The organism is Amycolatopsis sp. NPDC098790 (assembly GCF_044759945.1).
In the GTDB taxonomy this organism is placed as follows: Bacteria; Actinomycetota; Actinomycetes; order Mycobacteriales; family Pseudonocardiaceae; genus Amycolatopsis.
This window is the reverse complement of the sequence record NZ_JBIWAI010000001.1, coordinates 1655902-1677309: the sequence shown is the minus strand read 5'-3', so window position 1 is coordinate 1677309 and position 21408 is coordinate 1655902. Positions and strand designations below refer to the sequence as shown.

General features: G+C 71.1%; 23 protein-coding genes and 1 tRNA gene. 10 read left to right on the top strand and 14 right to left on the bottom strand.

Features of this window, described 5'->3' with window-relative positions; translation table 11 throughout:
* Window positions 1–77: 77 nt before the first annotated feature.
* The 4 genes from ACIQWX_RS08420 to ACIQWX_RS08405 are packed head-to-tail and all read right to left on the bottom strand — an operon-like array spanning window position 78 to window position 2514.
* Window positions 78–1229 (bottom strand): hypothetical protein, encoded by a 1152-nt coding sequence (locus ACIQWX_RS08420; protein ID WP_400867281.1) that lies wholly within the window; start codon window positions 1227–1229, stop codon window positions 78–80.
* Window positions 1230–1265: 36 nt separating this feature from the next.
* A complete protein-coding gene (locus tag ACIQWX_RS08415; RefSeq protein WP_086679262.1) occupies window positions 1266–1892 on the bottom strand; it encodes a hypothetical protein in 627 nt (208 codons plus the stop codon).
* Window positions 1892–2347, bottom strand: coding sequence for a RidA family protein (locus tag ACIQWX_RS08410; RefSeq protein ID WP_364465571.1), 456 nt, complete (start codon window positions 2345–2347; stop codon window positions 1892–1894). Before ACIQWX_RS08410 ends, ACIQWX_RS08415 begins: the two co-directional genes overlap by 1 nt.
* A 5-nt stretch (window positions 2348–2352) precedes the next feature.
* Window positions 2353–2514, bottom strand: coding sequence for a DUF4177 domain-containing protein (locus ACIQWX_RS08405; protein ID WP_003068074.1), 162 nt, complete (start codon window positions 2512–2514; stop codon window positions 2353–2355).
* A gap of 105 nt (window positions 2515–2619) precedes the next feature.
* Here ACIQWX_RS08405 and ACIQWX_RS08400 point away from each other — a divergent pair, with 105 nt between their 5' ends.
* Genes ACIQWX_RS08400 through ACIQWX_RS08390 form a run of 3 tightly spaced genes read left to right on the top strand, consistent with a single transcriptional unit; the run spans window position 2620 to window position 5003 of the window.
* Entirely contained in the window at window positions 2620–2868 is a 249-nt protein-coding gene (locus tag ACIQWX_RS08400; protein ID WP_400867280.1) for a hypothetical protein, read from the top strand.
* 21 nt (window positions 2869–2889) lie between these two features.
* Window positions 2890–3897: an ArsA-related P-loop ATPase gene (locus ACIQWX_RS08395; protein WP_400867279.1), complete on the top strand. Its 1008-nt coding sequence runs from the start codon at window positions 2890–2892 to the stop codon at window positions 3895–3897.
* On the top strand, window positions 3894–5003 hold the full coding sequence (locus ACIQWX_RS08390; RefSeq protein WP_400867277.1) for an ArsA family ATPase: 1110 nt from the start codon (window positions 3894–3896) through the stop codon (window positions 5001–5003). The genes ACIQWX_RS08395 and ACIQWX_RS08390 overlap by 4 nt, the downstream gene beginning before the upstream one ends.
* Before the next feature lie 85 nt (window positions 5004–5088).
* Here ACIQWX_RS08390 and ACIQWX_RS08385 read toward each other — a convergent pair whose 3' ends face one another.
* Window positions 5089–5385, bottom strand: coding sequence for a WhiB family transcriptional regulator (locus ACIQWX_RS08385; RefSeq protein ID WP_400867276.1), 297 nt, complete (start codon window positions 5383–5385; stop codon window positions 5089–5091).
* Window positions 5386–5728: 343 nt separating this feature from the next.
* On the opposite strand from ACIQWX_RS08385, the gene ACIQWX_RS08380 reads away from it, so the two are divergent.
* Both ACIQWX_RS08380 and ACIQWX_RS08375 read left to right on the top strand, forming a co-directional pair.
* On the top strand, window positions 5729–7909 hold the full coding sequence (locus tag ACIQWX_RS08380; protein ID WP_400867274.1) for a transglycosylase domain-containing protein: 2181 nt from the start codon (window positions 5729–5731) through the stop codon (window positions 7907–7909).
* A gap of 134 nt (window positions 7910–8043) precedes the next feature.
* Window positions 8044–8457: a hypothetical protein gene (locus ACIQWX_RS08375; protein WP_400867272.1), complete on the top strand. Its 414-nt coding sequence runs from the start codon at window positions 8044–8046 to the stop codon at window positions 8455–8457.
* Between the two features lie 6 nt (window positions 8458–8463).
* Here ACIQWX_RS08375 and ACIQWX_RS08370 read toward each other — a convergent pair whose 3' ends face one another.
* Window positions 8464–10278 carry a protein kinase gene (locus tag ACIQWX_RS08370; RefSeq protein WP_400867270.1) on the bottom strand — a complete coding sequence of 605 codons (1815 nt, stop codon included), beginning with the start codon at window positions 10276–10278 and terminating at the stop codon, window positions 8464–8466.
* A 118-nt stretch (window positions 10279–10396) separates the two neighbouring features.
* On the opposite strand from ACIQWX_RS08370, the gene ACIQWX_RS08365 reads away from it, so the two are divergent.
* Window positions 10397–11377 (top strand): metallophosphoesterase, encoded by a 981-nt coding sequence (locus tag ACIQWX_RS08365; RefSeq protein WP_400867268.1) that lies wholly within the window; start codon window positions 10397–10399, stop codon window positions 11375–11377.
* A gap of 29 nt (window positions 11378–11406) precedes the next feature.
* Window positions 11407–11480: transfer RNA gene (locus ACIQWX_RS08360), tRNA-Pro, on the top strand.
* Window positions 11481–11606: 126 nt separating this feature from the next.
* Here the strand turns inward: ACIQWX_RS08360 and ACIQWX_RS08355 are convergent.
* A complete protein-coding gene (locus tag ACIQWX_RS08355; protein WP_400867266.1) occupies window positions 11607–12371 on the bottom strand; it encodes a methyltransferase domain-containing protein in 765 nt (254 codons plus the stop codon).
* 39 nt (window positions 12372–12410) lie between these two features.
* Between ACIQWX_RS08355 and ACIQWX_RS08350 the strand changes: the two genes are divergently transcribed.
* Window positions 12411–14261 (top strand): prolyl oligopeptidase family serine peptidase, encoded by a 1851-nt coding sequence (locus tag ACIQWX_RS08350; RefSeq protein WP_400867264.1) that lies wholly within the window; start codon window positions 12411–12413, stop codon window positions 14259–14261.
* A 4-nt stretch (window positions 14262–14265) separates the two neighbouring features.
* On the opposite strand, the gene ACIQWX_RS08345 is transcribed toward ACIQWX_RS08350, so the two are convergent.
* Both ACIQWX_RS08345 and ACIQWX_RS08340 read right to left on the bottom strand, forming a co-directional pair.
* The gene (locus ACIQWX_RS08345; RefSeq protein WP_176174273.1) at window positions 14266–14451 is read right to left on the bottom strand and encodes a tautomerase family protein; all 186 of its coding nucleotides are present in this window, start codon (window positions 14449–14451) and stop codon (window positions 14266–14268) included.
* A gap of 10 nt (window positions 14452–14461) precedes the next feature.
* The gene (locus ACIQWX_RS08340; protein WP_400867262.1) at window positions 14462–15088 is read right to left on the bottom strand and encodes a TIGR03085 family metal-binding protein; all 627 of its coding nucleotides are present in this window, start codon (window positions 15086–15088) and stop codon (window positions 14462–14464) included.
* A 74-nt stretch (window positions 15089–15162) separates the two neighbouring features.
* Between ACIQWX_RS08340 and ACIQWX_RS08335 the strand changes: the two genes are divergently transcribed.
* Complete coding sequence (locus ACIQWX_RS08335; RefSeq protein WP_400867260.1) at window positions 15163–16224, top strand: NADH:flavin oxidoreductase/NADH oxidase; 1062 nt, start codon at window positions 15163–15165, stop codon at window positions 16222–16224.
* Window positions 16225–16275: 51 nt separating this feature from the next.
* Here the strand turns inward: ACIQWX_RS08335 and ACIQWX_RS08330 are convergent, their stop codons facing one another.
* The 4 genes from ACIQWX_RS08330 to ACIQWX_RS08315 all read right to left on the bottom strand — a co-directional run bounded on the left by ACIQWX_RS08330 (window position 16276) and on the right by ACIQWX_RS08315 (window position 19361).
* Window positions 16276–17664: a glutamate decarboxylase gene (locus ACIQWX_RS08330; protein ID WP_400867258.1), complete on the bottom strand. Its 1389-nt coding sequence runs from the start codon at window positions 17662–17664 to the stop codon at window positions 16276–16278.
* 73 nt (window positions 17665–17737) lie between these two features.
* Window positions 17738–18214, bottom strand: coding sequence for a Dps family protein (locus tag ACIQWX_RS08325; protein ID WP_176174268.1), 477 nt, complete (start codon window positions 18212–18214; stop codon window positions 17738–17740).
* 39 nt (window positions 18215–18253) lie between these two features.
* Complete coding sequence (locus ACIQWX_RS08320) at window positions 18254–18676, bottom strand: organic hydroperoxide resistance protein (protein ID WP_400867256.1); 423 nt, start codon at window positions 18674–18676, stop codon at window positions 18254–18256.
* A gap of 136 nt (window positions 18677–18812) precedes the next feature.
* Window positions 18813–19361, bottom strand: a complete 549-nt coding sequence (locus tag ACIQWX_RS08315) for an NADPH-dependent FMN reductase (RefSeq protein WP_400869456.1) — start codon at window positions 19359–19361, stop codon at window positions 18813–18815.
* A 145-nt stretch (window positions 19362–19506) separates the two neighbouring features.
* On the opposite strand from ACIQWX_RS08315, the gene ACIQWX_RS08310 reads away from it, so the two are divergent.
* Window positions 19507–20556, top strand: coding sequence for an alpha/beta hydrolase (locus tag ACIQWX_RS08310; protein WP_400867254.1), 1050 nt, complete (start codon window positions 19507–19509; stop codon window positions 20554–20556).
* Window positions 20557–20641: 85 nt separating this feature from the next.
* On the opposite strand, the gene ACIQWX_RS08305 is transcribed toward ACIQWX_RS08310, so the two are convergent.
* Window positions 20642–21172 carry a hypothetical protein gene (locus ACIQWX_RS08305; protein WP_400867252.1) on the bottom strand — a complete coding sequence of 177 codons (531 nt, stop codon included), beginning with the start codon at window positions 21170–21172 and terminating at the stop codon, window positions 20642–20644.
* Window positions 21173–21408: the final 236 nt, after the last annotated feature.

Genomic DNA, 21408 nt, shown 5'->3' with positions numbered 1-21408 from the left:
CGTCGCGCGGTTGTGGCATCCCAGACACAGCGAAAGCGGCACTTTCCCAGGGAAAGTGCCGCTTTGCGCCGCAAAGCTTAAGGAGCGGTCCAGCCGCGCTGGTCGCCGCCGGAGCGGGACGCGCCGTTGAGCCGCATCTTCGCCGCCTCGGCCCGCTCGCGCTCGGCCAGCTCGGCGTGCAGCTCACGCAGCAGCGCCCGGTCGCGCTCGCTCAGGCTCGGGTCGTCCAGGTCCAGCGCCGGCAGCTCGACGACCTCGTGCATCGACGGCTTGCCCGCGGCGATCTCGCGGCCCTTCTCCGGGTCCTCGGCCAGCGCCTGCCGCAGCTGCGCGACCTCCGCCGGCGTCAGGTCGGCCGTGCGCTCCGCCCGCGTCTCGGACCGGTCGGACGACCGGTCCGCCCGCGACTGGCGGGGCGGCTCCGGGACGGGCGGCGGCGACACGATCGGCACCACCGGGGCCACCGGCTCCGGCGGGGTCGTCGTGGCCGTGCTCGACCGGATGCTGTGCCTGCTGCCCGACGACTCCGCGACCGGCTCGGCCTTCACCGTCACCGGCGGCTTGACCGGCTCGGGCCGGTACACCGAAGCGGACGACGTCGTGCTCCCGGTCACCCACGCGGGCGACGCGGCCGCCGAAGCCGCCTGGTGGTACTCGGAGTGCGCGACGCCCGGACCGCTGACCTCGACGACGGAGTGGATCCCGGCCCGGCGCAGCGCCGTGTCGACGCGGAACGCGACGGCGGGCGGGTTGCCCTCCGGCCCCAGCTCGACCAGCACCACGCGCTGCGGCAGCGCGCCCGGCACGCTCCCGGCCGGCGTGTTGCGCCACACCGCGTGCACCGACCGGACGTCCGGCAGCACCTGCAGCGTCCGGTCGAGCGCCTCGGCGATGCCGAACTCCGGGGAGTTCTCGCCGGTGAACCGGTGCGTGTTGACCGGCTCGGCCTCGTCGACCAGCAGGTCGTTCGCCAGCGTCGCGTCCGACCGGCTCATCTCGAGGACGAGCGCGAGCTCGCGCTGCTCGGCGGAGCTGACCGGGATCCGGCCCGCGATGAGCGTGCCGGTGGTCAGCTCGACCGCCTCGTCGATGTGCGCCCGGGCGATCAGCTCACGCGCTTCGGTGAGCGCGCTGTCGTCGATCCGGCCCGCCAGGGCCAGCAACAGGTTGTGCAGGCGCAGGGGCACCGAAAACCCGTCCATGGGCGGGCCGTCGTGGACCTCCACCATTGCCTTGCTCCCTCCCAGCTCGCTGGCGGGCGAGCGTTATGCGGCTACTAGCCGGTTCCCCGCAGCGGCGCCCACGCAGACCAGTTCCGAATCGGCCAGCGCGGCCCGGTGGTACTCCGGCAGGTCGAAGCGCGGCGGGATGACCTCGACGCTGGGCTCTTCGTCGCCCAGAACGCGCAGCACCCGCTGCAGTTCGCCGGTCAACCTCGGCAGACCGTTGAGCGCGGTGATCAGCAGGACGCGCTTGGCCGTGCCCTGCCCGACCACACCGACGTGTCGCCAGCTCTGCCGCACTTCCCCCACGTCCGGGCGACCGCGCAACGTTGCGTGGATCAACACGGACACGGAGTCGACCGAGTTAACCCATTCGGGCGCACTCGCCGTGAATGTGTACCGGTTCTCGGCAACGTCGTCTACCCCCAGCGTCGAACTGACCTGGTGCCAGTCGGCGCCGTGCGGGATGAGACCGGCCACGAGCAGGCGGTACTCCGTCTGGTCGAGGTCAATCCTGTGCTTAAGCAAAGACCTCGGCAGGGTCCGGGCGAGCGTGCCCATGGCGCCCTCGCCGAGCCAGTCGCGGAACCGCCACAGCAGCTGGTCGGGCAGCCGCCCGGCCAGCCGGAGCAGCAGCTCGTGGGTGGACTGCTCGATGTCCGGGTCCATCACTGCACCTCCACGATCAGTTCGACCTCCACCGGCGACCCGATGGGCAGCTCCGCGACGCCGACGGCCGAGCGGGCGTGGATGCCCGCGTCGCCGAAGACCTCGCCGAGCAGCTCGGACGCGCCGTTGACGACCGCCGGCTGGCCGGTGAAGCCCTCCGCGGAAGCCACGAAGCCGACAACCTTGACGATCCGCGTGACGTTGTCAATGCCCACCAGCGCGTGCACGGCCGCGAGCGCGTTGAGCGCCGACGTGCGGGCGTGGCCCTTGGCCTCTTCGGGGCTGATCTCCGCGCCGACCTTGCCGGTCGCGGCGAGCACGCCGTCGACGAAGGGCAGCTGGCCGGAGGTGTAGACGTGGTTCCCGCTCTGGACGGCGGGCACGTAGGCGGCCAGCGGGGCCGCCACGCCGGGCAGCTCGATGCCGAGCTCCTTCAGCCGTTCGCTCCAGCTCACGCGGGTCAGCCCTTCGGACGCTTGAGGTACGCGACGTGCTGCTCGCCGCTCGGGTTCGGCAGCACGGTGACCAGCTCCCAGCCGTCCTCGCCCCACTGGTCGAGGATCTGCTTCGTCGCGTGGATCAGGAGGGGGACGGTCGCGTACTCCCACTTGGTGGCGCTCATGGAACGGGAGCGTAGCCAAGCGGGCAAGACCGCCGGGGGCCACCGCCGGAAAACCGCGCGCGACGCGCCGGAGTGTGGTTCATCTCACGCCGCTAGCGTGGGTGCGTGGAAACGTGGCGCGTGATCGCGACGGCGCTGCTCGCGGCGGCCGGGCTGCCCCTGGTGCTCGTCGTGATGGCCAAAGTGCGCGACCGGACGCAGAACTCCGGCCAGGTCGCCCTCGGCGGCGTGATCACCTTCACGCTGGTGCTCGTCCTGGGTGTGCTCACCCTCACCGTGCTGCCCGGGCTCGTCGCCTGGGTGCTGGTCGCGGCGGTCGCCGCTGCGGTCAGCGTCATGCTGCTGGCCAGCTGAGAGCTGATTTAGGGTGAAGAAGTGACCATTCCCCATGCCGGCTGGACCGACGAGCTTGCCCGCGCCCGGCTGCACTTCGTCACCGGCAAGGGCGGGACCGGCAAGACGACGCTGGCCGCCGCGCTCGGCCTCGCGCTCGCCCGCGAAGGCCGTCGGGTGCTGCTCATCGAGGTCGAAGGCCGGCAGGGCATCGCCCAGCTCTTCGACACCGAGCCGCTGCCCTACGCCGAGCAGCGCATCGCGTCCGTCCCCGGCGGGGGCGAGCTGCGCGCGCTGCACATCGACGTCGAAGCCGCGCTGCTCGAGTACTTCGAGATGTTCTACAACCTGGGCTTCGCCGGCCGGACGCTGCGGCGGATGGGCGCGATCGAGTTCGCAACCACCCTCGCCCCGGGCCTGCGGGACGTCCTGCTCACCGGGAAGGTCAAGGAGTGCGTCGGGCGCACCGAGTCCGACGGGCGGCACACCTACGACGCCGTCGTCGTCGACTCGCCGCCGACCGGCCGGGTCGTCAAGTTCCTCGACGTCACCAAGGCCCTCACCGACCTCGCGAAGACCGGCCCGATCCGCGGCCAGGCCGAAGGGGTCGTGCGGCTGCTGCACTCCGGCGAGACGGTGATCCACCTGGCCACGCTGCTGGAGGAGATGCCGGTCCGCGAGACCGTCGAGGCCGTGGCCGAGCTGGACGGCGCCGACCTGCGCCCGGGCGCGGTGCTGGTCAACCGGGTCCGGCCGCCGCGGCTGCCCGCGCGGTCGGTGACGGCCGCCGCGGACGGGCGCGTCGACGCTTCCCGCGTCCGCGACGGGCTCGCGTCGGCCGGGCTGAAGCTGCCGGAGGACACCCTCGAAGCGCTGGTCGAGGAGACCGTCGAGCACGCCGTGCGCGTCGCCGCCGAGCAGCGGGCGCGTGAGCAACTCGCCGAGGCCGACCTGCCGACGCTCGAACTGCCGGACCTGACCGACGGCGTCGACGTCGCCGCTCTCTACGACCTGGCCGAGGCCCTGACCGACCAGGGGGTGCGGTTGTGACCACCATCGACATCGACGCGCTGCTCGACGACTCCGAAAGCCGCGTGATCGTCTGCTGCGGCTCCGGCGGCGTCGGCAAGACGACGACGGCGGCGGCGCTGGCCCTGCGCGCGGCCGAGCGCGGGCGGCAGACGGTGGTGCTGACGATCGACCCCGCGCGCCGGCTGGCGCAGGCGCTGGGGCTGCGTGAACTCGGCAACCACCCGAAGCAGGTGCGGGTCGAGGGGTTCGAGCCCAAGGGCGAGCTGTGGGCGATGATGCTCGACATGCGCCGCACGTTCGACGACATGGTGCGCGTGCACGCCGGCCCGGAACGCGCCGAGCAGCTGCTGAAGAACCCCTTCTACCAGACCATTTCCACGTCGTTCTCCGGCACGCAGGAGTACATGGCGATGGAGAAGCTGGGCCAGCTCGCGGCGACCGGCGACTGGGACCTGATCATCGTCGACACCCCGCCGAGCCGGTCCGCGCTGGACTTCCTGGACGCGCCGACGCGGCTGTCGTCCGCTTTGGACGGCCGGATGATCCGGTTGCTGACGGGCCCGGCGAAGGCCGGCGGCTGGGGCCTGCGCAAGGTCGTCAACGCGGGGTTCTCGATGTTCGCGAAAGCGGTGTCGACGATCATCGGCGGCCAGCTGCTGACCGACGCGTCGGCGTTCATGCAGGCGTTCGACAGCATGTTCGGCGGCTTCCGCGAGCGCGCCCGCAAGACGGCGGAGCTGCTGCGCTCGTCGGGGACGTCGTTCCTCGTGGTGGCCGCGCCGGAGCCGGACGCGCTGCGCGAGGCGTCCTACTTCGTCGAGCGGCTGTCTTCGGAGTCGATGCCGCTGGCGGGGCTGATCGCGAACCGGACGCACCCGGTGCTGGCTTCGCTGTCGGGCGCGGAGGCGCTGGCCGCGGCGGAGACGGTGCAGAACGCGCCGCTGGCCGAGGCGGTGCTGCGGCTGCACGCGGACCGCGTCTCGCTGGCGGCCCGCGAGGAGCGGCTGCTGGCGCGGTTCACCCGGGCGCACCCCGAGGTGGCGCTGGCCCGGGTCCCCGCTCTGGCCGGTGACGTGCACGACCTGGACGGTCTGCGCGACATCGGCGTGAAGCTCGCCGGTTGAGCGGCCCCGTCGCCGGATGACGTGAATGACTCATTCATGTCATCTGGCGACATGAATGAGTCATTCACGGCGTTCGGGCCGCGCGTCAGCCGACTTCCACCCGCTCGAGCGCGTCCCTCTTGGCCGCGTCGAGCAGTTCCGCCCAGCTCACCACGTCGGGGCGGCGGCGCAGCAACGCCCGCCGCTCCCGTTCGGTCATGCCTCCCCACACGCCGAAGTTGATCCGGCCGTCGAGTGCTTCGGCGAGGCATTCCGTCCGGACCGGGCAGCCCATGCAGACCGCTTTGGCCCGGTTCTGCTCCGCGCCCCGGACGAACAGGCCGTCCGGGTCGGCGTCCCGGCAGGACGCGTTGATTCGCCAGCTCGACTGGTTGGTTTCCATACCCCCAGCTCCCTACCCTGGTGATCGACGCACCAGCGGGGAAAGGCACTGCGCTCCTTGCCCCCGCGAGCGTGTCTCCCTCTGCTCACGTCGGTTACCGGGCACCTCCCCGGTGCCGGTGCCGCCGAACGGACCAGGCGAGCTCCCACCCGCGTTGATCCATCCGTCGGCTTGTCTTCGTGAGACGTTGACGGACTGTAGGGGCCCTCGGTTCCCCCCGTCGAGACCCAGGATGCCTTCCGTTACCAGATGTCACCGAAGGGGGTCGGTTTTGTCACTGAATTCACACCGTCGGAGACACGGCGTCACCGGCACCCGACCCGCCCCGGGTAGCCTGGCCCTCGTGCGAAAAGCGGATGGTTTGTTCAAGCTCATCGGCCTCTGTCTGCTCGCGGGGGTGCTCGTCGCCGGCATGCTCTTCCCCGTCGTGGGGGCTGCCGGTGTCATGTCCAACCAGGCCAGCGAGACGGTGGAGAAGACTTCGTCGGACCTCGCCGACATCCCGCCGCCCCTGGTGACGACGGTCACCGACAGCACCGGGAAGCCGATCGCGACCCTGTACGACCAGTACCGGCTGCCGATCAACGAGAACCAGATCAACGAGGCCATGAAGTGGGCGCTGGTCTCGGTCGAGGACAAGCGGTTCTACGACCACCACGGCGTCGACTGGCAGGGCACGCTGCGCGCGGCCGTCAGCAACAGCACGGGCGCCGACACGCAGGGCGCCTCGACGCTGACCCAGCAGTACGTGAAGAACTACCTCATCAACGTCGTCTACCGGAACGACGAGGTCGGCCAGAAGAAGGCCCAGGAGCAGTCGATCGCCCGCAAGCTGAAGGAAGCGCGGATCGCGATCCAGCTCGAGACGAAGCTGACCAAGCAGCAGATCCTCGCCGGCTACCTCAACATCGTCGAGTTCTCCCGGCAGATCTACGGGGTCGGCGCCGCCGCGCACGCGTACTTCAACACGACGCCGGAGAAGCTCACCGTGCCGCAGGCCGCGCTGCTGGCCGGGCTGGTGAACAACCCGATCAACAACGACCCGTGGAAGCACGCGGACAAGGCGACCGCGCGCCGCAACCTGGTGCTCGACCGGATGGTGGAGAACAAGAAGCTGGCCAAGGCCGACGCCGACCGCTTCAAGGCCGAGCCGCTGGGCGTGGTGCCGGACTTCCCGGCGAAGCCGCCGGCCAACTGCATCGGCGCGGGCCCGGAGTCCGGGTTCTTCTGCCAGTACGTCGAGGACTACCTGCTCAAGGCGGGCGGGATGACCAAGGACCAGCTCTATACCGGCGGCTACACGATCAAGAGCACGCTGGACGAGCGCGCCAACCACGAGGCGAAGGTCTCGGCGGAGACGCAGGTCGGCAAGACCCAGAAGTACGTGGCGAACACGTTGTCGCTGATCAGACCGGGCAAGGACCGGCACGAGGTGGTCGCGCTGGCGGCCAACCGCGACTACGGCCAGGACCAGGAAGCCGGCCAGACGACGTACGCGCTGCCGACCGGCGTCTACAACACCGGTGGCGCGGGGTCGACGTACAAGATCTTCACCTCGGCCGCGGCGCTCGAAAAGGGCGTGGCGGGGATCTACTCACCGGTCCAGGTGCCGGACACCTACGTGTCCCACGTGTTCACCGGTGGCGCGAAGACCTGTCCGAAGACCGGGCCGCCCGCCAACTCGAACTGGTACTGCGTCGGCAACGCCGGCGACTACAGCCGGATCGCCCAGGGCGCGAACCTGCAGACGGCGCTCGCGACGTCGCCGAACACCGCGTTCGTCGAGCTCGAAGACCGGCTCGGCAGCACCGCGCCGGGCATCGACATGGCCCGGCGGCTCGGCATGCGCGACACGATGGCGAGCAACATCGGCGGCGGCACCGTGGACCCGAAGGCCGAGTCGGAGGCGAAGCGGCTGAGCCAGGCCGAGTACTACGGCCCGCGCGGCAACAACCCCGGGTTCGGCGCGTTCACCCTGGGCTTCAGCCCGCTGAGCGGTCTGGAGCTGGGCAACGTGGCGGCGACGATCCTCTCGGGCGGCGTCTGGTGCCCGCCGACGCCGATCGCCGGCGTGACGGACCGCAACGGCAAGCCCGTTCCGGTCAAGGAAGCGCCGTGCGAGCAGGCGGTGCCGGAGGGGCTGGCGAACACCCTCGCGGTCGGCATGAGCAAGGACGACCAGACCGGCGGCACGTCGGCCGGCGCGGCGAGCGCGGTGAAGTGGGACCGCCCGATCATCGGTAAGACGGGCACGACCCAGGGCAACGTCTCGGCGACGTTCGTCGGCGGCACCCCGCAGCTGGCGGGAGCGGCGATGACGTTCAAGTTCGGCGGCGGCCAGGGCGGCATCTGCGACGGCAACGCACCGGGAACGGTCCGGGTCTGTCCCACCGGCAACATCTTCGGTGGCAAGGCCCCGGCGAGGACGTGGTTCGGCGCGATGAAGAACATCCTGGACGCGAGCCAGCCGGTGTTGCCGTTGCCCCAACCCGATCCGCGGTACATGGGCGGCGGCGCCCGCTAGCACGAACGAAAACGGGGCGGGAGACGCGCGATCTCCCGCCCCGTTCTCGTCGGCGCGATCGGGAACTGGTGAACGGCTCGTTCCGCTAACTTGGAGAGGTGAAACGCGCCCCGATCGCCGCCGCCGTGGTCGCGTTGGCCGTGCTCGCCGTCCCCGTGGCTTGCCAATACTCCAGTGAGGCGGCCGCGAAACAAGCGCGAGCGCACGCGATCGACAACGCCGTGAGTTCGGCGAAATCGATACTTCTGGAAATGAACTCCGATCCCGCGGTGAAGAACGCCGATCCGGCGGTGGCGGCGAAGAACGCCGCACGGTACCTGTCACCGCCGCATCCGGCGGACGCGGTCGTCAACAGCCCCGGGTTCGAATTGCGGACCCAGTTCGACGAACCGTGGCAATCCATGAACCAGGAACACCGGATCCGGCTGTGCCTGTCCTACGTCAGCAGCGACGCCGGCTCCGCTCCGATCCTCCTCGTCGACCGCCCGTGCCCTTCGGACGTGTTCTTCGTCCCCGGGCTCGACGAAGTCGTCAAGCTCACCGGCTGAACCCGGTCAGCTCCCGCCGGGCATGTCGGACAGGATTTCCATGTTCCACCAGTAGTACAGCTGGTCCAGCTGGTCGTTGTTCGTGACCTTCGTGGACAGCAGGACCCCGCCCATCAGCTTCTTCGAGTCCGTCCAGACGAGCTGGGCCGGGTCGCCCAGGAAACACGTCAGGTAGTCGCCGGGCACCGGCGCGCGCGTCTCGGCCCGGTAGTACGTGCCCCAGATCTTCGGGAACTTCATCGGCCGGCACGCGCCTTGGGCGTCGTTGCGGGTGAGGCCCTGGGTCTTCACGATGTCCTGGAACCACTTGTCCATCGCCGCCGCGTCGGCGAACCGCAGGAACTTCGCGCCCGTCGGCTGCGGGAACACCACGTTGCCCGCCTTGACGTCCCCGACGTTCGAGTCACCGCACTGGACCGCCGCGGCCACACCGGGCGGCGGCTCCGCGTCTTCGCACGTGTATTGCTTGTACACCGCCGGAATCGACTCGTACAGCTTGGTGTCGCGGGCCGGTTTCGATTCCGAAGTGGACGGTGGTGTCTCCGACGTCGTCTCGGGCTTCGGCGACGGCGGCGGGGAGTCCGTGACCGTCACCGGCGGCGTCGGGCCCGGGCCGCCCATCTGGGTCGTCCCGCCCTTGGTCACCACGTACGTGATCACCAGCGCGACCACCACCACACCCGCCAGCGCGGCGCACAACGCGATCCACCGGTTCCGCTGGGACTTCGGCGGCCCGCCCGCGGCCGGGGCGATCTTGCCCGACGGCCCGGTGAACGGCGGCGGGACGCTCCGCGGGCCCGTGTACGGCCCGGTCTGCGCGGGCATCGGCCGCGGCGGGGTCATCGGCGCGGACACCGCGTGCTGCTGCGACACCGGCCCCGCGAAGGTGGGCGGCGGCGCGGCCAGGGTCGGCGGCGGGGCGGCCAGCGTCGGCGGCAGCGCGGCCGGGGTGGCGAGCGGGGTCACCGGGCCCGGCAGGGTCTTCTGCCACGTCGGGTGCGGGGTGGCCGGCGCCGCGAGGGCCGTCCGGACGGCCTCGGCGAACGCCCGGGCCGTCGGGTACCGGTCGGCCGGGTTCTTGGCCATCCCGCGCGCCACCACGGCGTCCAAGGCCGGCGGCACCCCCGGCCGCTCCCGCGACGGCACCGGCGGCGGCGCGTTCAGGTGCGCGCCCATCTGCGCGGCCGCGCCCTCCGCCGGGAACGGGCGCCGCCCGGTCAGGCACTCGAAGAACACGCACGCGAGCGCGTAGACGTCGACGAGCCCGGTGATCGGCGCGTCCCCGAAGCGTTCGGGCGCCATGTAGTCGAGCGTGCCGATCACGTTGCCGGTGCCGGTGATCGACGTCCCCTCGGCCGTCATCGACCGCGCGATGCCGAAGTCCACCAGGTACACGAAGTCCGCGCTCGTCACCAGCACGTTGGACGGCTTGACGTCCCGGTGCACCAGGCCGTCCTCGTGGGCGGCGTCGAGCGCGCCCGCGACCTGGTCGACGATCCCGGCGGCCCGCGCGGGCTCGAGCGGGCCCTCCTGGAGCACGTCCTTGAGGTCCTTGCCTTCGACGAGCCGCATGTCGAGGTACAGGCGGCCGTCGATCTCGCCGTAGGCGTGGATCGGGATCACGTGCGGCTCGCGCAGCCGCGCGACGATCTGCGACTCGCGGCGGAACCGCGCGCGGAAGGCCTCGTCCGCGACGAACGGATCGGACAACAGCTTCAGCGCGACGACGCGGTCGTGCGCGGTGTCGTAGGCCCGGTGGACCTCGCCCATGCCGCCGCGGCCGAGCAGGCCTTCGATCCGGTACGGCCCGAACTGCTCCATCGTTCTCCCCAAGCCCCCCGGCTCTTCGTCCCTTGTCGGGCCGACGCAAATGCTAAGCGGCAGGTTCCCCGGAACGGCGGCGAGTTCACCCAACCGTTGAGCACGTATCCTGGACTTCGTGAGCACGCTCAGTAACACAAGCACGTCGGGGGCCACCGCGAAGCGCCTCGCCGCGGGGACGGTGGCGCTTGGCGTCGCGACCCTCGGTTACGCCGTCGGCATCGAACGGCGCCACTGGACCCTGCGCACCGCGGAGCTCCCGGTGCTGGCGCCCGGGTCGCGGCCCTTCACGATCCTGCACGTCTCGGACCTGCACATGCTGCCGGGCCACCGCAGCAAGCAGCGCTGGGTCGCCGCGCTCGACGAGCTGAACCCCGACCTCGTCGTCAACACCGGCGACAACCTGTCGCACCGGACGGCGGTCCCGTCCGTGCTGCGCGCGCTGGGCCCGCTGCTCGACCGGCCCGGGCTGTTCGTCTTCGGCAGCAACGACTACTACGCGCCGAAGCCCAAGAACCCGGCCCGGTACCTGATGCCGAAGGGCAAGAAGAAGCGTATCCACGGCGTCCAGCTGCCGTGGCGCGACCTGCGCGCGGCGTTCGTCGAGCACGGCTGGACCGACCTGACGCACGTCCGCCGCACGATCGACGTCGGCGGCCAGGCGGTGTTCGCGGCCGGCGTCGACGACCCCCACCTGCGCCGTGACCGCTACACCGACATCGCGGGCCCGGCCGACAGCGGCGCCGCGGTCCGCATCGGCGTGACGCACTCGCCGGAACCGCGGGTCCTGGACACGTTCGCCACGGACGGTTACGACCTGGTCCTGGCGGGCCACACCCACGGCGGCCAGCTCCGGCTCCCGGGTTACGGCGCCCTGGTCACGAACTGTGAGCTGGATCGCAGTCGCGCCCGGGGTGTGTCCCGGTGGGGCGCGCACATGTGGCTGCACGTCTCGGCCGGCTTGGGGACGTCGCCGTGGGCGCCGGCGCGGTTCGCGTGCCCGCCGGAAGCCAGCTTGTTGACCCTGGTCCCGCGCGGGTCGGGGTCGCCGAAGTCGCGTAAGTCGGCCCCCCGAAAAGCCCGAGACACGGTCCGCTAGACTTCTCCACGACCCGTTAAGCAGTACCTCGGGGTGTGGCGCAGCTTGGTAGCGTGCCTCGTTCGGGTCGAGGAGGTCGTGGGTTCGAATCCCGCCACCCCGACGAGAGCGCCGAGAGGGCCGGTGTGTTGGCGGAAAACGCCAACCGCGCTGGCCCTCTCGGTGTTTTTTGGGGTCGAACCCCAAACCCCGCCGGGCGGCTTCGCCCCCGGACCCCCGCGCGTCTCGGCTAGCGGGTCGCCGTCACCTCGACCCAGCACTGGCTGAAGTCGCCGTCGCCGCCGCGGGTCCACACCCACGCCGAACGCGCCGCGCTCGCCAGCTGGTCGCGATCGCGGCCCTCTTCCTTGAGCGCCGCTTCCAGCCGCGTCTCGACGTACCTCGCCAGGTCCCGGTAGCTCATGTCCGAGCGGTAGCGGGCTCTCGACACGACCTCCGTGAACCCCGCCTCCGCGCACTGGTCGGCGATCACCCGGCCCGCGAACGGGTTGCCGCCCGCCTGGCGGCGCAGCAGGTAGTGCCCCCTCAACGCGGCGTCGACGTTCGCCGTCTTCGGGCGCAGGCGCGCCTTGCTCCAGTCCGATGTGGACAAGGCCAGCCTGCCGCCCGGCTTCAGCACGCGACGCAGTTCCGCCAGCGCGTCCAAGGGACGCGACAGGTGCTCGAACAACGCGTGCGAGAAAGCGACGTCCACGCTCTCGGAAGCGAAGGGCAGGTCGTACGCCGACGCCACCAGGTAGTCCACTGTGGACCGTCCGGCTCGGCGCGCGGCGGCGCGGGCCTGCGCGATCTGATCCGCGTCGACGTCGACGCCCGTCACCCGGGATTCCGCCGCGAGACCCACGGTGATCGAGCCCGGGCCGCAGCCGAGGTCGACCACCCACGTCCCCGGTCCGAACAGCGGCTGGGCGAACGTTGCGCGCTCCGCCGCCGTGCGCGCGGACATCATCGAAACTGCGTCTCGCCCGTAGCCCGGCGCGTAACCCTCCAGCACCCCGCACACAGTACGGCCAGAAGGTGGCAGGATCGAGGGGTGAGCACGCAGTCAGCGAACCAATACCCGCCCGCGGTGGTCCCGGACCGGCTGTTCGACGACGCCGAAGCCGAGAACCGCTGGCGCGCCCGCTTCCACGCGCCGCGCATCTCGAGCCCCGAGTGGGCCCGCGACGCCCCCGACGCCAACATCTACGTCTCCAACTCCAGCGGTGTCTGGGAGGTCTACGCCTGGAACCGCGCGACCGGCGAACACCGCCGCGTCACCGACCGGCCGAACGGCACCCTGCACGCGACGCCGTCCCCGGACGGCGAGCAGATCTGGTGGTTCGACGACACCGACGGCGACGAGTTCGGCTCGTGGGTGCGCGAGCCCTTCGCCGCGACCGAGGGCAGCGAGCCCGAAAAGGCCGTGCCGGACGTCCACGACGGCTACCCCGCCGGCCTCGAGATCGGCGCGAACCTCGTCGCGGTCGGCGTCTCGACCGACGACGGCAGCGAGCTGTTCGCCCGGATCGGCGGCGAGACGCACCGCTTCTACAGCCACGCGGACGACGCCGGCATCGCGTCGCTCTCCCGCGACGAGAGCCTGATCGCGATCTCCCACTCCGAGCACGGCGACTCGCGCCACCCCGCCCTGCGGGTGCTCGCCACCGGCGGGTTCGCCGCGGTGGCCGACAAGTGGGACGGCGAAGGCAAGGGCCTGACCGCTCTCGAGTTCTCGCCGCTGGCCGGCGACCAGCGCCTGCTGGTGCTGCACGAGCGCCGGGGCCGCGAGGAGCTGCTGGTCTGGGACGTCCGAGAGGACACCGAGACGGAGATCGAGCTGGACCTGCCCGGCGAGGTCGTCGCCGGCTGGTACCCGGACGCGCGTGCCTTGCTCGTCGTCCACTTCCACGAAGGCCGGAGTTCCTTGTACCGCTACGACCTCGACTCGGCCGAGCTGTCCTCTGTGGACACCCCGGCCGGCCGGATCGGCGGGGCGGGCGTCCGTCCGGACGGGACGGTCGAGTACTCGTGGTCCAGCGCCGCCGAGCCGGCCGCGGTCCGGGCGCGCACCGCCGACGGCGCCGACTCGGTGCTGCTCGAGCCGCCGGGCGAGCGCGCGCCGGGGTCGGAGCCGGTGACCGACGCGTTCGTCGAAGGCGTCGGCGGGCGGATCCACGCGCTGGTCTCGCGGCCGTCGGACGCGCCGGAAGGCCCGCTGCCGACGGTGTTTTCCCTGCACGGCGGCCCGCACGCGGCCGACGAAGACCGCTTCTCGGCCTATCGGGCGACCTGGCTCGACGCCGGGTTCGCGGTCGTCGAGGTCAACTACCGCGGTTCGACCGGCTACGGCTCGGCGTGGCGCGACGCCATCGAGGGCCGTCCCGGGCTGACCGAGCTGGAGGACGTCGCCGCGGTGCACGACTGGGCCGTCCAAAGTGGACTGAGCGACCCGGCCAAGTGCGTCGTGAACGGCGCTTCGTGGGGTGGTTACCTGTCGCTGCTCGCGCTCGGCACGCAGCCGACGCGGTGGGCGGCGGGCGTCGCCGGGGTGCCGGTGGCGGACTACGTCGCGGCGTACGAGGACGAGATGGAGCAGCTGCGCTCGTTCGACCGGGCGTTGTTCGGCGGCTCGCCGGAGGACGTGCCGGCGGTGTACCGGGAGTGCTCGCCACTCACGTACGTCGACGCGGTGACGGCGCCGGTGCTCGTGCTGGCCGGCGACAACGACCCGCGCTGCCCGATCCGCCAGATCGAGAACTACCTCGACCGGCTCGGCGGCCGCGAGCTGCACCACGAGTTCTACCGCTACGACGCGGGCCACGGCTCACTGGTGATCGCGGAGACGATCAAGCAGACGTCGATCGAGGTCCACTTCGCGCTGCGGGCGCTCGGCCTGCGCTGACCCGTCAGCGTTCGGAGTGCAGGACCCCGCCGGTGGCCCAGTGGTCGGCGCCGATCTCGACGAGCGTCACCTGGACGCCCTCGGGCTTGCCGCCGCAGGTGCGGATGAAGGCGTCGGTCAGCTCCCTGACCAGTGCGCTCTTCTGGGCGGGGGTGCGGCCGGGGAACATGGCAACGCTGATCATCGGCATGACGCGCAGCCTAAAGCCCCCGGTTCACCGAGCGCAGCTTCGTGACGGCGGCCGCGTCGCCTTCGAATTCGAGAGCGACGGCGTCGCGGCCGAACACGAACAGCAGCAGGTCGACGGGCTCGCCGACGACGGTGACGGGGTCGGGCCCGGTCTTGACGGCGGCCTCGCGGCCGTCCTTCGTGCGGAGGGTGACGCCGACGGGCGCCTTGCGGAGGTTGAGCTTGGCGGCCTGCCGCGCGGACTTCCAGGCGGCGGCGTCCCGGGTGGGGTCGGCCGGCCGGGGTTCCCAGCCGGGCTGCGCGCGCCGGACGTCTTCGTGGTGGACGAGGAACTCGGCGGTGTTGGTCAGCTCGTCGAGCGGGCCGACGGCGGTGGGCCAGAACTTCGCCGGCCCCTTCCGCACCTGCTCGACGAGGGTGCCCCAGGGCTTGGCGGCGTAGCGGTCCTGGACTTTTTGCGTGTACCCGGCGAGCGCGGGCACGACGATCCCGGGAGCGGCATCGGGCCGGTGTTCGCGCACGACGAGGTGCGCGGCGAGGTCCCGCGTGGTCCACCCTGCGCACAGGGTGGGCGCGTCGGGCCCGAGTTCGTCGAGGAGGGAGCTCAAGGCCTGGCGTTCGTCAGCAGCGACACCCATGTGGTCGACGTTACCCGCCGGTACCGGGTGGTGGCGACGGGAAGAGACCACCGGCACGTGTCGTTGATCCGTAGGTGAGCCGACTCTTCAGCCCGATCACCGTCCGCGGCCTGACCCTGCCGAACCGCGCCTGGGTGTCGCCGATGTGCCAGTACTCCGCCACCGAGGGCGTCCCCGGTGACTGGCACCTCGTGCACCTCGGCCAGTTCGCCACCGGTGGCGCCGGGCTCGTCATGACCGAGGCCACCGCCGTCACGCCCGAAGGCCGGATCAGCCCGCAGGACACCGGCATCTGGAACGACGCCCAGGCCGAAGCCTGGCGCCGGATCGTGGACTTCGTGCACGGGCAGGGCACCGCCATCGGCATGCAGCTCGGCCACGCCGGCCGGAAGGGCTCGGCGCATCGGCCGTGGGAAGGCCCCGGCAGCGTCTCGCCGGACGAGGGCGGCTGGGAGAGCGTCGGCCCGTCCGCGACGGCGTTCGGCCAGTACGCGACCCCGCGCGAGCTGACCACGGACGAGGTGGCAGCCCTGCCGGAAGCGTTCGCGGAGGCGGCCCGTCGAGCGGTCGACGCCGGCTTCGACGTGCTCGAACTGCACTTCGCGCACGGCTACCTCGTCCACCAGTTCCTGTCGCCGCTGTCGAACACCCGCACCGACCGCTACGGCGGCGACTTCGAGGGCCGCACCCGGCTCGCGCTGGAGATCGCGGACGCCGTGCGCGCGACGACCAACGTTCCCCTCTTCGCCCGCCTGAGCGCCACCGACTGGACCGACGGCGGCTGGACGCTCGACGACTCCGTCCGCCTGGCGAAGCTGCTGGCCGAGCGCGGGATCGACCTGATCGACACCTCGACCGGCGGCAACACCCCGCACCCGGACATCCCGCTCGGCCCGGGTTACCAGGTCCCGTTCGCCGAGCGGATCCGCGCCGAAGCCGGCCTCCCGACCGGCGCCGTCGGCATGATCACCGATCCGCACCAGGCCGAGGAGATCATCGGGAACGACCAGGCCGACGTCGTCTTCCTGGCCCGCGCCCTGCTGCGAGACCCGCACTGGCCGCTGCGCGCGGCCAACGTGCTCGGCGCGGACGTGCCGTGGCCGGACCAGTACGCCCGCGCCAAGTCCTGGCACTGACCCCGTCGTGAGTGAGAAACAGTGTTAGAACACTGTTTCTCACTCACGAGGTCAGTGGTGGAAGGCGGTCGCCTTGGCGGGGTCCTTCGGGCGGCCGCCCTCCTTCTCCAGCTCCGGCAGGACCCGAGCGAGGTCCGCCAGCAGCAGGTCCGCCAGGTCGTGCGTGAAGCCGTTGCGGACGACGATCCGCAGCACCGCCAGGTCCGTCCGGTTCTCCGGGAACGTGTACGCCGGCACCAGCCAGCCCCGCTCACGCAGCCGCCGTGACACGTCGAAGACGTCGAAACCCGCGTCCGAGCGGGTCGTGAACGCGAACACCGGCAGCTGGTCCCCGCGGGTCAGCAACGAGAAGGGCCCGAGCCCGGCGATTCCGGCGGACAAGTGAAGGGCGACGTCCCGCGAAGCCTGCTGCACCGCCCGGAAGCCTTCCCGGCCGAGCCGCACGAACGTGTAGTACTGGGCCGCGACCTCGGCGCCCGGGCGCGAGAAGTTCAACGCGAACGTCGGCATGTCGCCGCCGAGGTAGTTGACGTTGAACACCAGCTCCGACGGCAGCGCGGCCTGGTCGCGCCACACCACCCAGCCGACGCCCGGGTACACGAGCCCGTACTTGTGGCCCGACGTGTTGATCGACGCCACCCGCGGCAGCCGGAAGTCCCACTCCAGCTCCGGGTCGAGGAACGGCGCGATCATCGCGCCCGAAGCGCCGTCGACGTGCACCGGGATGTCCCAGCCCGTCCGCGCCTCCAGCGCGTCCAGAGCCGCGGCGATCTCCGCGACCGGCTCGTAGCTGCCGTCGAACGTCGAGCCCAGGATCGCCACCACCCCGATCGTGTTCTCGTCACACCGCGCGACGGCCTCCGAGGCCGAGAGGTGGTACCGGTCGCCGTCCATCGGCACCAGCCGCGGCTCGACCTCCCAGTACTCGCAGAACTTCTCCCAGCACACCTGGACGTTCACGCCCATCACCAAGTTCGGCTTGCCGGTGCGCCCGAGCTTGGACCAGCGCCGCTTCAACGCCATCCCGGCGAGCATGCAGGCTTCCGACGAGCCGGTCGTCGAGCAGCCCATGATGTCCGTGGGATCGGGCGCGTGCCACAGGTCGGCGAGGATGTTGACGCAGCGGCGCTCCAGCTCGGCCGTCTGCGGGTACTCGTCCTTGTCGATCATGTTCTTGTCGACGCACTCGGCCATCAGCTCGCGTGCCTGCGGCTCCATCCACGTCGTGACGAACGTGGCGAGGTTGAGCCGCGCGTTGCCGTCGAGCATCAGCTCGTCGCGCACCAGCTGCAGCGCGGAGTCCGGCGGCAGCGGGTCGTCGCGCAGCTTGTCGTGCGGCATGACGAACCCCGCCGCCAGCGCCGGGTTCGCCCCGGCGTAAAGCGGGTTCGTGCCGCCGGCGCGGTCCGGGCGGTCGGCTTTCCCCTGATGCAAGACCATGCCACCGAACGTACTGAGCCCGGCAACGCGAAAGGGGCCGTCCCGTCCGGAACGACCCCTTTCGCGCGAAAAATCAAGCCTGCTGGGCCTGCCACATCCAGTGCGCCTCTTCCAGCGCGCGGGTGATCTCGATCAGCAGGTCCTGCGTGACGAGGTCGCTCTTGTCGGTCTCGTCGATGCGCTGGCGCAGCCGCTCGATGAGCGCGGCGAGGATGTCGACGATCGCGGCGACCGTGGACTCCACGGACTGCCAGTTGTCGGGGTACTCGGGCACGCCCGAGCTCTCGACGACGGTCTTCGCCTTGCCGTTCGGCGAGATGCCGATGGCGTTGGCGCGCTCGGCGACCTCGTCGACGTACTGCCGCGCGGTGTTCACCAGCTCGTCGAGCTGCAGGTGCGCGCTGCGGAAGTTCGAGCCGACGACGTTCCAGTGCGCCTGCTTCGCGATGAGGGACAGGTCGACCAGGTCGACCAGCGTCGCCTGCAGGGCGTTACCGGTGATTTCCTTGTCGGCCTCGGAAAGCGGGCTCTTGATCGGAGACTTGCTCATCTCTGGTGATCCTTTCCTCGGACTTCTACACAAGCGGGTTCAGACAGTGGCGGAGAGCGCGACCTCGATGTTGCCGCGGGTCGCGTTGGAGTACGGGCACACCTGGTGGGCCTGCTCGACCAGCTGGTCGGCCTGGGCCTGCTCGAGACCCGGCAGGGAGACGTTCAGCGCGACGCCGAGGCCGAAGCCGACGTCCTGCTTGAGCACGCTGACCTCCGCCGTCACGGTCGAGCCGTTCAGCGGGACCTTGGCCTGGCGCGCGACCAGCTGCAGGGCGCTGTGGAAGCAGGCCGAATAACCGGCGGCGAAGAGCTGCTCGGGGTTGGTCTTGTCCCCGCCCGGGCCACCCATCTCCTTCGGGATGGCCAGCGACTCGTCGATGACGCCGTCGGAGGAGGTCACCTCGCCGTTGCGGCCGTCGCCGCGCGCCGTCGCCACCGCGGTGTAGATCGCCTGACCCATGCTCAGCCTGCCTTCTGTCCCGGACGCTCCCCAACGAGCGTCTCACTGGACACAACATCCCGCACCCGCGGAACAGTGCCCCCACATGGCAGGCGTCACGTGGATCGATTACCCCCGGCGGCCACCGGGCGAAACGTCATGCGGCCCGCGTCACCGCGAACTCAGCGACCTGCCGACCGATCAGGCGAAGGGTGCGGACACTCTTCTCGTCCGACGCGCCGCCGCCTTCGTCGAACTTGGTCTCGGCCGAGTTGATCGAACCACCCAGGGGGGTGGCCCAGCCGCGCAGCGCGTGCGTGATCGTGCGCAGCTGCTCGAGCGTGGTGACCGCGGCCTGCCAGCCGTACGCGACGGCGGCCAGCCCGACGGCGCGGCCGTCGAGGTAGGGGCGCTGGTCGTCGCGCAGGTCCTCGACGTAGTCCAGGGCGTTCTTGACCAGGCCGGACAGCGCGCCGTGGTAGCCCGGCGACACGACGATGAGCCCGTCGGCCTGCCGCACGGCTTCGATGAGGGTGGTGGCGCGCTCGTCGCGGTCCGGCTCGCCGGCGTCGTAGAACGGCAGCACCAGTTCCGGACCGGAGAGCATGCGGGTCCGGACGCCGACTTCCGCCGCGCCGTCGAGCGCGATCTGCAGCGCGCGTTCGGACTGCGAGCCCTCCCGCAGAGAGCCGCCGATCCCGAGCACGTTGATCGTCCTGGCTGAAGTCACGTCTTTCAGGCTAACCCCTCCACTTAAGTGGATATCCAGAGTTTGGGACCGAGGCCCGCGTCACAGCTGGACCGGCTACCTACTGACGAGTAACGTGCCCGGCGACCCCCAGGAGGCAACGATGGCGATCCCGCTCCCGGTCCGTGCCCAGGCCGCCGCGTCCCAGCTCGCGTTCTGGCTGCCCACGCCGTTGCGGCGGGCGGTCGCCGGACGTCCGGTGCGCATCGACGGCCAGGACCTCGCGCTCGACGCCCAGCTGCTGCTGCGGCTGCAGAAGGTGGCCGGCGCCGAGCTGGTGCGGGGGTCGGTGGAGCAGTCGCGCGCCCTGCTCGACGTCGGGCGGCACCTGGTCAGCGGCCGGCCGATCGAACCGGTTTCCGTGCGCGAGATCGCCGTGCCGACGCCGGACGGCGACTTGCCGGCGACGCTGTACACGCCGGTCGGGCTGCCCGAGAAGTCGCCGCTGCTGGTGTTCTTCCACGGCGGCGGCTGGGTGATCGGGACGCGCGCGAGCCACGACAACGCCGTCCGGTTCCTGGCCAAGCACGCCGGGGTGCGGGTGCTGTCGATCGAGTACCGGCTGGCGCCGGAGTTCCCGTTCCCGTCGGCGACGGAGGACGCGCTCGCGGCGTTCGAGTACGCGGTGGCGAAGGCGAGCGACCTCGGCGCCGACCCGGCGCGGATCGCGGTCGGCGGCGACAGCGCGGGCGGCAACCTCGCGGCGGTCACGGCGCAGCAGGCGGTCCGGCGCGGCGGCCCGGCGCCGGCGTTCCAGCTGCTCATCTACCCGGCGACGGACTTCGCGCAGCGGTACCGCTCGCAGGACCTGTTCGCCGAGGACCTGTTCCTGACCGATGTGCACATGAAGTGGTTCGAGGGCCACTACGTCCCGCAAGGCACCGACTTGACCGACCCGCGGCTGTCACCGTTGCGCGCGGACGACTTGAGCGGCCTGCCGCCGGCTCTGGTCGTCACGGCGGGGTTCGACCCGCTGCGCGACGAAGGTGAGGCGTACGCGGAAAAGCTGCGTGCCGCGGGGGTCGAAGTGGCGTTGCGCCGGCACGAGGACCTGATCCACGGGTTCATCAACTTCACCGGCGTGGGGACGCGGTTCCGCGAGGCGCTGGCCGAGACGGCTGGTGCGTTGCGGCAGGGTCTGTCTTTCGCCTGACGGGACGAACCCGGAGCCCGGCGCGGAGAAATGTCCGCGGCCGGGCTCCGGGTCCCCCCTGTTTTCCGGTGGCCTTTCGGTGGCGCTACGAGCCGGGAACCGGCAATGGCGGCACCGGCAGCGGCGGCACGGGCAGGCCGCCGAGGATTCCGCCCAGGATGCCGGTGACCGCGGCGAGCAGGGCTTTCACCAGGTCGCTGACGATCTTCAGCGGCCCCGGCAGGTCCGGCAGCGCCGGGATCGGCACCGGCAGCGGCGGCAGCTGGCGGGCCTTGGCCGTCGGGTCGGCCAGCAGCCGGCTGGACTCGTCCGCCCGGCCCTTGGCCAGGCCGGCGAGCTGCTCGGTGTCGGTCTGGATCGTGTAGCGCTTCCCGGCGGCGATGTCCGCGAGCACGGGACTGAGCTGACCGAGGTCGGCGCGCGTGGCACCGACGTTGCCCGCGTAGGCCACCTTGGTCAGGTCGTCACGCATCTGGAGCACCTGCGCGGCGAGGGCCTGGGTGCTGGAGGAACCCTTGCCCCCGCCCGGGCTCGCCGACGCGATCCCGGCCATTCCGACCGCCAGCAGACTGCTCGCGGCTACCAGGGCGATGGACCGCCCGAACTTGCCTTTCATTTCCTACCTCCTGGCGTCGAGACCTGACGGGGTAAATCGATACCCCCCGTATCGGAGATAGGCCACCCGATCACCGGTTGGGGATGTTTTCTAACCCTTACGTGCCGGATGCGTTTGAGGCGAACTGTCCCGCAATTGATTAACGTCGGAAGCTTGCCCTTCCCCCTGAAGATCATCCTGATCGATTCTTACTGTTACTGCTGGTAGTCGATGTCCACTGTGGAACGGGTGGGTCA

Coding starts and splice junctions, on each gene's coding strand:
- ACIQWX_RS08420 (WP_400867281.1), bottom strand. CDS start 1,229: ATGGTGGAGGTCCACGACGGCCCGCCCATGGACGGGTTTTCGGTGCCC.
- ACIQWX_RS08415 (WP_086679262.1), bottom strand. CDS start 1,892: ATGGACCCGGACATCGAGCAGTCCACCCACGAGCTGCTGCTCCGGCTG.
- ACIQWX_RS08405 (WP_003068074.1), bottom strand. CDS start 2,514: ATGAGCGCCACCAAGTGGGAGTACGCGACCGTCCCCCTCCTGATCCAC.
- ACIQWX_RS08385 (WP_400867276.1), bottom strand. CDS start 5,385: ATGGAAACCAACCAGTCGAGCTGGCGAATCAACGCGTCCTGCCGGGAC.
- ACIQWX_RS08370 (WP_400867270.1), bottom strand. CDS start 10,278: ATGGAGCAGTTCGGGCCGTACCGGATCGAAGGCCTGCTCGGCCGCGGC.
- ACIQWX_RS08345 (WP_176174273.1), bottom strand. CDS start 14,451: ATGCCGATGATCAGCGTTGCCATGTTCCCCGGCCGCACCCCCGCCCAG.
- ACIQWX_RS08340 (WP_400867262.1), bottom strand. CDS start 15,088: ATGGGTGTCGCTGCTGACGAACGCCAGGCCTTGAGCTCCCTCCTCGAC.
- ACIQWX_RS08330 (WP_400867258.1), bottom strand. CDS start 17,664: ATGGTCTTGCATCAGGGGAAAGCCGACCGCCCGGACCGCGCCGGCGGC.
- ACIQWX_RS08325 (WP_176174268.1), bottom strand. CDS start 18,214: ATGAGCAAGTCTCCGATCAAGAGCCCGCTTTCCGAGGCCGACAAGGAA.
- ACIQWX_RS08320 (WP_400867256.1), bottom strand. CDS start 18,676: ATGGGTCAGGCGATCTACACCGCGGTGGCGACGGCGCGCGGCGACGGC.
- ACIQWX_RS08310 (WP_400867254.1), top strand. CDS start 19,507: ATGGCGATCCCGCTCCCGGTCCGTGCCCAGGCCGCCGCGTCCCAGCTC.
- ACIQWX_RS08305 (WP_400867252.1), bottom strand. CDS start 21,172: ATGAAAGGCAAGTTCGGGCGGTCCATCGCCCTGGTAGCCGCGAGCAGT.